The 1,126-nt window shown below is 44.8% G+C and carries 1 protein-coding gene and 1 pseudogene; both read left to right on the plus strand.

Going from position 1 to position 1,126, the window contains the following annotated elements; translation table 11 throughout:
• Positions 1 to 475 (plus strand): ECF transporter S component (locus STRDD11_RS11075; RefSeq protein WP_128837484.1); only part of this gene is annotated, 475 nt, incomplete at its 5' end.
• A 198-nt stretch (positions 476 to 673) separates the two neighbouring features.
• A pseudogene (locus STRDD11_RS11080) lies at positions 674 to 1,126 on the plus strand (phospho-sugar mutase); the annotation flags it as partial.

The following is a 1,126-nucleotide window of genomic DNA, read 5'->3' on the forward strand; positions in this document are numbered from 1 at the left end:
GCTGCCCGTCCCCATCAAACCGACCATTATCCATATCCCTGTCATCATTGCCAGCATCCTCTATGGACCAAAGGTTGGGGCGGTGCTTGGTTTTCTGATGGGAATCATCAGCCTTGTTACAAATACCGTCGTACTCCTGCCGACCAGCTATCTCTTCTCTCCCTTTGTGCCCAACGGAAACTTTTCTTCGCTCCTGATTGCCCTAGTGCCCCGCATCCTTATCGGTCTAGCCCCTTATTATGTCTATACATTCATGAAAAATAAATTTGGCCTGATTCTGGCCGGAGCAGCCGGATCTGCTGCCAATACCGTCTTTGTTCTGGGCGGCATCTTTTTCCTCTTTTCCAATGTTTATCAGGGCAATATCCAAGCCTTATTAGCAGTTGTTCTTTCTGCAAATTCAATCGCAGAGCTGATTATTTCAGCCATTCTTACAGTAAGCATTGTTCCCTCTCTTGAAAAAATCAAAAAATAATCACTTCCGGTGATTTATTTTTTCTTCGCTAATCAGCTCAATTTTCTAGAATATTTCATTCTTTTTCGGGCCGGTGCTTTCAAAAACTATGAAAATATGTTACAATGAAAGCGATTAAATAATCAAAGAGAAGTAATTGCTGAGAGACTATTTCTCACTTCCTGCTCTTGCATTTTAAAAATAAAGGAGACTTCACCTATGACTTATCAAGATAACTTCCAAAAATGGCTTGACTATGCGGATCTTCCTGACTACCTCCGCCAAGAGCTGCAGCAGATGGATGAAAAGACCAAAGAAGATGCTTTTTATACCAATCTTGAGTTTGGTACTGCCGGCATGCGCGGTCTGATCGGTGCCGGTACCAACCGTATCAATATCTATGTCGTTCGGCAGGCGACCGAAGGTTTGGCCCGCTTGATTGATGAAAAAGGTGAAGCTTTCAAGAAACGCGGGGTTGCCATTGCCTACGATTCCCGCCATTTTTCACCGGAATTCGCCTTTGAGTCAGCAGCTGTTCTGGCCAAGCATGGCATCAAATCCTATGTCTTTGAAAGCCTGCGGCCGACTCCTGAACTGTCATTTGCCGTTCGGCATTTAGGAACCTTTGCCGGTATCATGATTACAGCCAGCCACAACCCTGCTCCTTTCAAC

Source organism: Streptococcus sp. DD11 (assembly GCF_001578865.1).
GTDB lineage: Bacteria > Bacillota > Bacilli > Lactobacillales > Streptococcaceae > Streptococcus > Streptococcus panodentis.